The 6,744-nt window shown below is 69.1% G+C and carries 6 protein-coding genes; 3 read left to right on the plus strand and 3 right to left on the minus strand.

The features are described from left to right. Positions 1–63 precede the first annotated feature (63 nt). A complete protein-coding gene (locus tag AC27LF_RS32825) occupies positions 64–603 on the plus strand; it encodes a Clp protease N-terminal domain-containing protein (protein WP_479660020.1) in 540 nt (179 codons plus the stop codon). Positions 604–680: 77 nt separating this feature from the next. After that, complete coding sequence (locus AC27LF_RS32830) at positions 681–2,363, plus strand: bifunctional 3'-5' exonuclease/DNA polymerase (protein WP_479660012.1); 1,683 nt, start codon at positions 681–683, stop codon at positions 2,361–2,363. A gap of 255 nt (positions 2,364–2,618) precedes the next feature. Here the strand turns inward: AC27LF_RS32830 and AC27LF_RS32835 are convergent, their stop codons facing one another. The 3 genes from AC27LF_RS32835 to AC27LF_RS32845 form a co-directional block, all read right to left on the minus strand. Continuing rightward, a complete protein-coding gene (locus tag AC27LF_RS32835; RefSeq protein WP_479660013.1) occupies positions 2,619–3,512 on the minus strand; it encodes a glycosyltransferase family 2 protein in 894 nt (297 codons plus the stop codon). A gap of 763 nt (positions 3,513–4,275) precedes the next feature. Next, positions 4,276–4,542 carry a hypothetical protein gene (locus AC27LF_RS32840; RefSeq protein WP_479660014.1) on the minus strand — a complete coding sequence of 89 codons (267 nt, stop codon included), beginning with the start codon at positions 4,540–4,542 and terminating at the stop codon, positions 4,276–4,278. A gap of 16 nt (positions 4,543–4,558) precedes the next feature. Beyond that, positions 4,559–4,942 (minus strand): hypothetical protein, encoded by a 384-nt coding sequence (locus AC27LF_RS32845; RefSeq protein WP_479660015.1) that lies wholly within the window; start codon positions 4,940–4,942, stop codon positions 4,559–4,561. A 635-nt stretch (positions 4,943–5,577) separates the two neighbouring features. On the opposite strand from AC27LF_RS32845, the gene AC27LF_RS32850 reads away from it, so the two are divergent. Then, positions 5,578–6,435 carry a hypothetical protein gene (locus AC27LF_RS32850; RefSeq protein ID WP_479660016.1) on the plus strand — a complete coding sequence of 286 codons (858 nt, stop codon included), beginning with the start codon at positions 5,578–5,580 and terminating at the stop codon, positions 6,433–6,435. Positions 6,436–6,744 lie beyond the last annotated feature (309 nt).

A 6,744-nucleotide genomic window follows, 5' to 3' on the forward strand; every position in this document is an offset into this window, starting at 1 on the left:
ATCGGGCACTTCGTGGACCAGGCGCGGCGCTCGGGCGCGTCCTGGACCGAGATCGGCAAGAGCATGGGGGTCACCCGGCAAGCGGCCCAGAAGCGCTTCGTACCGAAGGAGTCGATCGACCTCGACCCCAACCAGGGGTTCAGCCGCTACACCCCGCGCGCCCGGAACGTGGTGATCGCCGCCCACGCCAGGGCCAAGGAGTCCGGCAACGCCGAAGGCGTGCCCGCGCACCTCGTCCTCGGGCTGCTCTCCGAGCCGGAGGCCATCGCCGCCAAGGTGATCACCGCGCAGGGCGTGTCGCTTGAGGCGGCCCGCGAGGCGGCCACCGCGGCGCTGCCGCCGGCCACCGAGGACGCGCCGGACCTGGTCCCGTACGGCTCGGACGCCAAGAAGGTCCTGGAACTCACCTTCCGCGAGGCCCTGCGGCTCGGCCACAACTACATCGGCACCGAGCACATCCTGCTGGCCCTGCTGGAGCACGAGAACGGCGAGGGCGTGCTGAGCGGCCTCGGCATCGACAAGCCGACGACGGAGCGGTACGTCGCCGAGATGCTGGAGGAGATCGTCCAGCGTCACAAGGAGGAGGACCGACAGAGCGACTGAGGCACAAGACACCCGGCTGAGGGACTGAAACCGCAGGTCAGAGCGGATTGTCAGACCCGCCTGCCACACTCGCCGACATGACCGACCGCTGGGCGCTCGCTCCGGCCGAGGACGGTGGCGTGGACGTCGCACCCCTCGGCCCGGACGGGCTGCCCGCCGGTCCGGTGCGGCGGGAACCCGATCTCGCCGGGGCGGTACGGGACCGGCCTGAGGTGACGCGCTGGGTGTGGCGGTCGACCCCCGAGGTCTACCCGCGTCTGCTTGCCACGGGGGTGCGAGTGGACAGGTGCTACGACATCGAGGGCGCCGAGACACTCCTGCTGGGCCACGAGGGGCGGTACGGCGAGCCACGCTCGGCCGCCGCCGCCCTGGCCCGGCTGCGCGGCGGCCCCGTACCGCCCGATCCGCCGCTGCGCCCGGCCGAACCCGGCGCGCAGTCACCGCTGTTCGAGCCGCAGGGCACCCGTCTGCCGCTCGACGACCTGATCGCGGTCTACGCCGAGCAGCAGCGGCGGCACGCCAGGGCGGCCCATCCCGACCGGATGCGGCTGCTGACGGCGGCCGAGTCGGCGGGCATGCTGGTGGCCGCCGAGATGAACCGCGCGGGCCTGCCCTGGAGCGCGGACGTGCACCGCGAGGTGCTGGACGGCCTGCTCGGCGAGCGGTACGCGGGCGGGGGCGAACCGCGCCGGCTGGCCGAGCTGGCCGACGAGGTGTCGGCGGCGTTCGGCCGACGGGTGCGGCCCGATCTGCCGGCGGATGTCATCAAGGCGTTCGCGCAGGCCGGGATCAAGGTGAAGTCCACCCGCCGCTGGGAGATCGAGTCCGTCGACCATCCGGCGGTCGGACCGCTGCTGGAGTACAAGAAGCTGTACCGCGTCTGGGTGGCGCACGGGTGGACGTGGTTGCAGGACTGGGTGCGGGAGGGCCGGTTCCGGCCGGAGTTCCTGGCCGGCGGGACGGTCACCGGGCGCTGGGTGACCAACGGCGGGGGCGCGCTGCAGATCCCCAAGGTGATCCGGCGGGCGGTGGTCGCCGAACCCGGCTGGCGGCTCGTCGTGGCCGACGCCGACCAGATGGAACCGCGCGTGCTCGCGGCGATCTCCCGCGACCCCGGTCTGATGGAGGTGGCCGGCCGCCCGACCGACCTGTACCAGTCGGTCTCCGACCACGCCTTCTCCGGCGACCGCGCCCAGGCCAAGCTCGCTGTGCTCGGCGCGGTCTACGGCCAGACCTCCGGCGACGGCCTGAAGAACCTCGCCGCGCTCAGACGCCGCTTCCCGCAGGCGGTGGCGTACGTGGACGAGGCGGCCCGGGCCGGCGAGGAAGGCCGGCTGGTGCGGACCTGGCTGGGACGGACCTGCCCACCGGCTGCCGGGGCCGGTGCCGCCGAGGAGGCCGGCCTTCCCCAGGAGGAGCCGGTCGAGCCGCCCGCCGAGGGCTGGCAGCCGGGGTACGCCTCGACCAACGCCCGCGCCCGAGGCCGCTTCGCCCGTAACTTCGTCGTCCAGGGCAGCGCGGCCGACTGGGCCCTGCTGCTGCTCGCGGCGCTGCGCAGGACCTGCGCGTCCATGGCGGCCGAACTGGTGTTCTTCCAGCATGACGAGGTGATCGTGCACTGCCCGAAGGAGGAGGCCGACGCCGTCGTCGCGGCGATCGCACAGGCGGCGGACCTGGCGGGGCGGCTGACGTTCGGCGACACACCGGTGCGGTTTCCGTTCACGACGGCCGTGGTGGAGTGCTACGCGGACGCCAAGTGACCACCCCCACCGGGACCGTCGAGCGGCCACCGAACCTCGCCGGGGTGGCCGGCGCGGCTCGACCGGAGCCACGCGGGCGAGGGACGACTGATTCGGTGTCAGACACGGCGCGACCGAGGCCATATGAGGTGAGGCGACGGGTGGGCGGCCGGGACCAGGTCGGCTGACGGGGCCGGCGGTCAGGTCCAGGTCGGCTGGCAGGGCGGGCGGGCCGGGGCCGATGACGTTGCGGACGCGCGGTGACCGGGGGTCGTATCAGATGACGGGCGGGCGGCCGAGGCGGGTCAGGTGCCATACCGTCCGCCACCGCATGGGGCAGCGCTCGCCGGCCGGCTCCCGCAGGCCCTCCACGAAGCCGCCCCACCATGCCCGCAGTCCGCCCGCCGACCGGGTGCGGACGAGCGTGAGGAGCGCCCACACCCCGAGGTGCACCGGGATCAGGGCGAGCGGCAGCCGGCGCCGGACCAGCCAGACCCGGTTGCGGGCGGTCACCCGGTAGTAGATGGCGTGCCGGGCCGGCGAGGTCCTGGGGTGCCGCAGCAGCAGTTCGGGCGCGTAGAGGATCTTCCAGCCCGCGTCCGCGGCCCGCCACGCGAGGTCCGTCTCCTCGTGCGCGAAGAAAAACTCCGCGGGCCAGTCCCCGGTCTCCTCCAGCATGGCCATGCTCAGCGCATGTCCGCCGCCGAGGAAGCCGGTGACGTAACCGCCGCGCAGCGGATCGGAGTTGCCGACCCGGGGCACGTGCCGCTGCTGGGTCTGTCCCGTCTCGTCGGCGATACGGAAGCCGACGATGCCCAGCCGGTGGTCGGCGGCGTACAGATCGCGCACCCGGCGCAGCACGTCGGCGTCGACGAGCAGTCCGTCGTCGTCCAGTTCCACGACCACGTCGACATCGCCGAACTCCCGCAGCCGGGCGAGGGCGACGTTCCGGCCACCGGGACAGCCGAGGTTCTCCTCCACGTCGATGGCGGTGACCTCGCCGGGCAGCGAAAGCCGCCGGGCGAACTCGGGCAGCCGGCAGCCGTTTCCGACGATCACGATCCGGGCGGGGGCGAGGTCCTGCTTGGCCACGGACTCCAGCAGGGCGTCGACCTCGGCGGGCCGGTTGCCCATGGTCACCACGGCGACGGCGATCCTCGGCTGCACCACGTCCCTCACCCCATCCGACCGTCGGCGGCAGCCACGCCCGGCCGCGCGGCGCCCACCGTTCACCAAGATGTTCCCTCAGATCCGCCGTTACCCCAGACTCCACTTCACTTTCCAGCCCTTTTGCTCCGCCTTTGACCCCGATTTCCCCCACGAGTCCACCCGCCCCCGGCCTCCGGGCAGGAAGGGTGCCATTCGGCCTGCCTGACCGGACGGCCCGGCCGGCATCTGTGCCACTGTGGGACCCGTTCATGACCGGTCGGCACAGGGGTACGACGACATGCGCCTGTCGCGGAACATCACAGGATGGGCGTTCCTCGCGGAGGCAAACGGCGTCCGGCAGCCAAGCCAGGCGACACGACAGGTCTCGAATCAACCAAAAGGCCAGGTCACGTATAATGTGACCTGGCCTTTTCCAGAGCCGCTTTCGGGATTCGAACCCGAGACCTACGCATTACGAGTTGTCCGAACTTGATCCGCGTAAATCCGGCCAGGTCTGCCGACCACCTAACGCCGCAGGTCACAGGTAGAGACACACGTCAGCGGATAACCACGGACGTCGCCGGAGGTAGAAGTAACTGAGACCGGGACTGAGACCATGAGTCAGCCAGGTCACGCACCGGCCCGCAGAAGCGGGCGGCGTAACCCATGGTCCCAGGAAAGCGTGGAGGCCATTGTCGGTGCACAAAGGTTGTACATGCCAGGTGAGGAAGTCTGCTGAGATCGTTCACTCAAGAGGATTCCACCAGCGGTGACAGTGACTCGGTCAGCCCTCGCTTCGCTCTTCTGCGGGCTCTCCGGATGCGTGGCCTTCGCTACCGCCCGAGCTGACCGCGCTGATGCCTGGGGCAATGGCGCTCGCTGAGTGGTCTCCAGAGCCGGAGTCGGTACCGCCATTCAATTCCTGCCTTACCTGACGCCAGGCGCGGATGATCTGTGGCAGTCTCGCCAGCACCTCGCTGACCTGTGTTAGCAACAGCGTGACGCAGCCGAACACAGCGAGGATAACCAGTGTCACGTCGTCCCACTTCATAGCGCGCCTTCACCTTCTATCGGGCTGGGTCGCACCGGAGGTCTGGGCGCTCCACGACGACTTTATGCTCCGCCAAGTCCTCGAAAATGGCGTCCGGTCCACAGTCGATGTGCGAGCTGTCATGTCGACCAGAGCAGCCCTCTGGGCACTCGAACTCCTCGCACAACTCCGGTTCGGCAGGCATAGCCTCATTGATCAGGTGATAGGCGAGACGGTCCGCCACTGCCTCCCTCGCCGAGATCATCTCCAGGTAGAGCCGGAACTCGCCATCCCTCAACGTCGTGTCCATGGGATCCGCAGAGGCCGGCGGATCGGGAGTGTCGCCCGTAGCCCAGGTGTACGCCGACTCTAGTGACACGAGGAGCCAGGCGATCCGCAGCGGTTCGAGGATCCCTTCCATAGCGAGGCGAGTGACGGCCTCGGCAGCCCGACGCACGCTGTCGAAACCGGCCAGGTACCGTTCGCATGTTGCAGCCCACACGGCTGCTTCTGCCCGAGTCTGCTCGGCGTCCTGGGCGAGTGCGCTATCGCGCAACCGACGGGCCCATGACACCAGACGGGTCAAACAGGGACGGCACGCAAACAGGCCGGATGTCTCGGTCGGGCTGAGCGGGACGGGCACGCGATCGTCGAAGGGCTCATCGCAGAGGCAGCAGTCCAGGCCACCCACCTGACGCGACGTAGGGACGGTCGGCAGCGCGGCCCGGATCGTGGCACGGGCGTAGGCAGGGATATGCATGTGCGGGCAACTCCTCGGAAGAAAGCGCCGACCCCCATCGGCGCCGTTTCTCATGCTCCTCGCCGCCACGGACCACATGTCACTGTCTGACGGTCGAGGCCGGAAACTTGGCGAAAGTTGACACGCCCCTGCCCTGCGACTCCTACGATGTTGACGAAATCTGACACCACATTTTGAAGGCAGGTCCGCAGCCGGTGAGCGTTACTTCGTCCCCCCAACCGACGAGTGCGAACCGGGAGTTGGTCCAGGCTCTCCAGGAGCTGCACCGGGCGGCTGGCTGGCTGAGCACACGACGGGTGAGCGCACTCATCGACGGCCAGGAAAACCTCCCGACGCCCGTCAGCCACGAAGGCATTCGGTCCGCTCTCAAGGGGAAGCGCGTGCCACGCTGGGAGACGGTTCACTCGATCGTCGCGGTGTTGGCCGAACAGTGCAGCCCGCCCCGGAACCCGCAGTCCGAGGTGGCCCGGTTCTTGCCACTATGGCGTGCTGCGCGTGACGGCGACTCGGGCGCACTGAAGTCGCCACAGGAATTCGCCCTCAGCGGTTGGGGAGGCGGGGACGGACGGTGGACCCCCGAACAGGTCGTCGGCATCCTGATCAATCCCTTCAACGCAATCGAGATCCATCCCTCGCTCACGGCCCCACATGAGCCCTTGATGGCGGAGGACGACTGGGTCCGCGCGGGCGTGCGGCTCATCGAGGAGCACGGCGCGGAGTTCGCCCTGCGTGCCCTGCTACGCACGCTGAAGGGCGACTACGTAGGAGCCGAGAGCGGCGCGCCCTACGGCTATAAGGACCCTGGTTTCGAGACAGCGGAGGCATACGAGGTATTCCGGTACGGCTGCCAGGAGATCCTCCGACGGCTGCGATCCGAGCCTAACCTTCTCCAAGAATCGATCCGTGCGATGCGCGCCGACGAGGCGATGAGCAGAGAAGACCGGGCGGAGATGCTGCGGGCCGAGTCGGACATCACCCTGATGCGAGAGGTCATGACCGTGACCCCGGACACCTGGGATGACGTCTCGGAGGAGGCGCATCAGATGGTGTTCGGATACCTCATCAAGGAGGTCAGGACCGTCGGCCGCCCTGGCCTGCCGACGGCTGAGCGGTTCCAGATCACCTGGCGCGTCCCCGAGTCCCCTGCGACCTAGTACAGCCTGAGCATCCACGGAGACGACTTTCGACTCTGCCTGCCTGTGGGAGAACCCACCCACCATCGCCGCAGGGTCAGGTGAGGCGGAAAGGCCCAGGTCACGGACACGACCTAGGCCCTTCATTGGATGAGCCACTTAAGGGAGTCGAACCCCTGGCCTACGTATTACGAGTTGTCCGATCTTGGTCCGGGGGTGTCCATCGTCGTTCGCCGTGCTGCTTACATCCCTGGTCAGACGGCCTGCCGGACGTTAACGGACGTGACCCGATCACCTCGGAGTCAACAGCGGACGAGACCACGACTGAGA

It is taken from the genome of Streptomyces diversicolor (genome assembly GCF_057537855.1).

Bases quoted from the DNA above. Each gene is read 5' to 3' on its own strand.
- AC27LF_RS32825 (WP_479660020.1), top strand. From the start codon at position 64: ATGGGGGTCACCCGGCAAGCGGCCCAGAAGCGCTTCGTACCGAAGGAG.
- AC27LF_RS32840 (WP_479660014.1), bottom strand. From the start codon at position 4,542: ATGAAGTGGGACGACGTGACACTGGTTATCCTCGCTGTGTTCGGCTGC.
- AC27LF_RS32845 (WP_479660015.1), bottom strand. From the start codon at position 4,942: ATGGAAGGGATCCTCGAACCGCTGCGGATCGCCTGGCTCCTCGTGTCA.
- AC27LF_RS32830 (WP_479660012.1), top strand. From the start codon at position 681: ATGACCGACCGCTGGGCGCTCGCTCCGGCCGAGGACGGTGGCGTGGAC.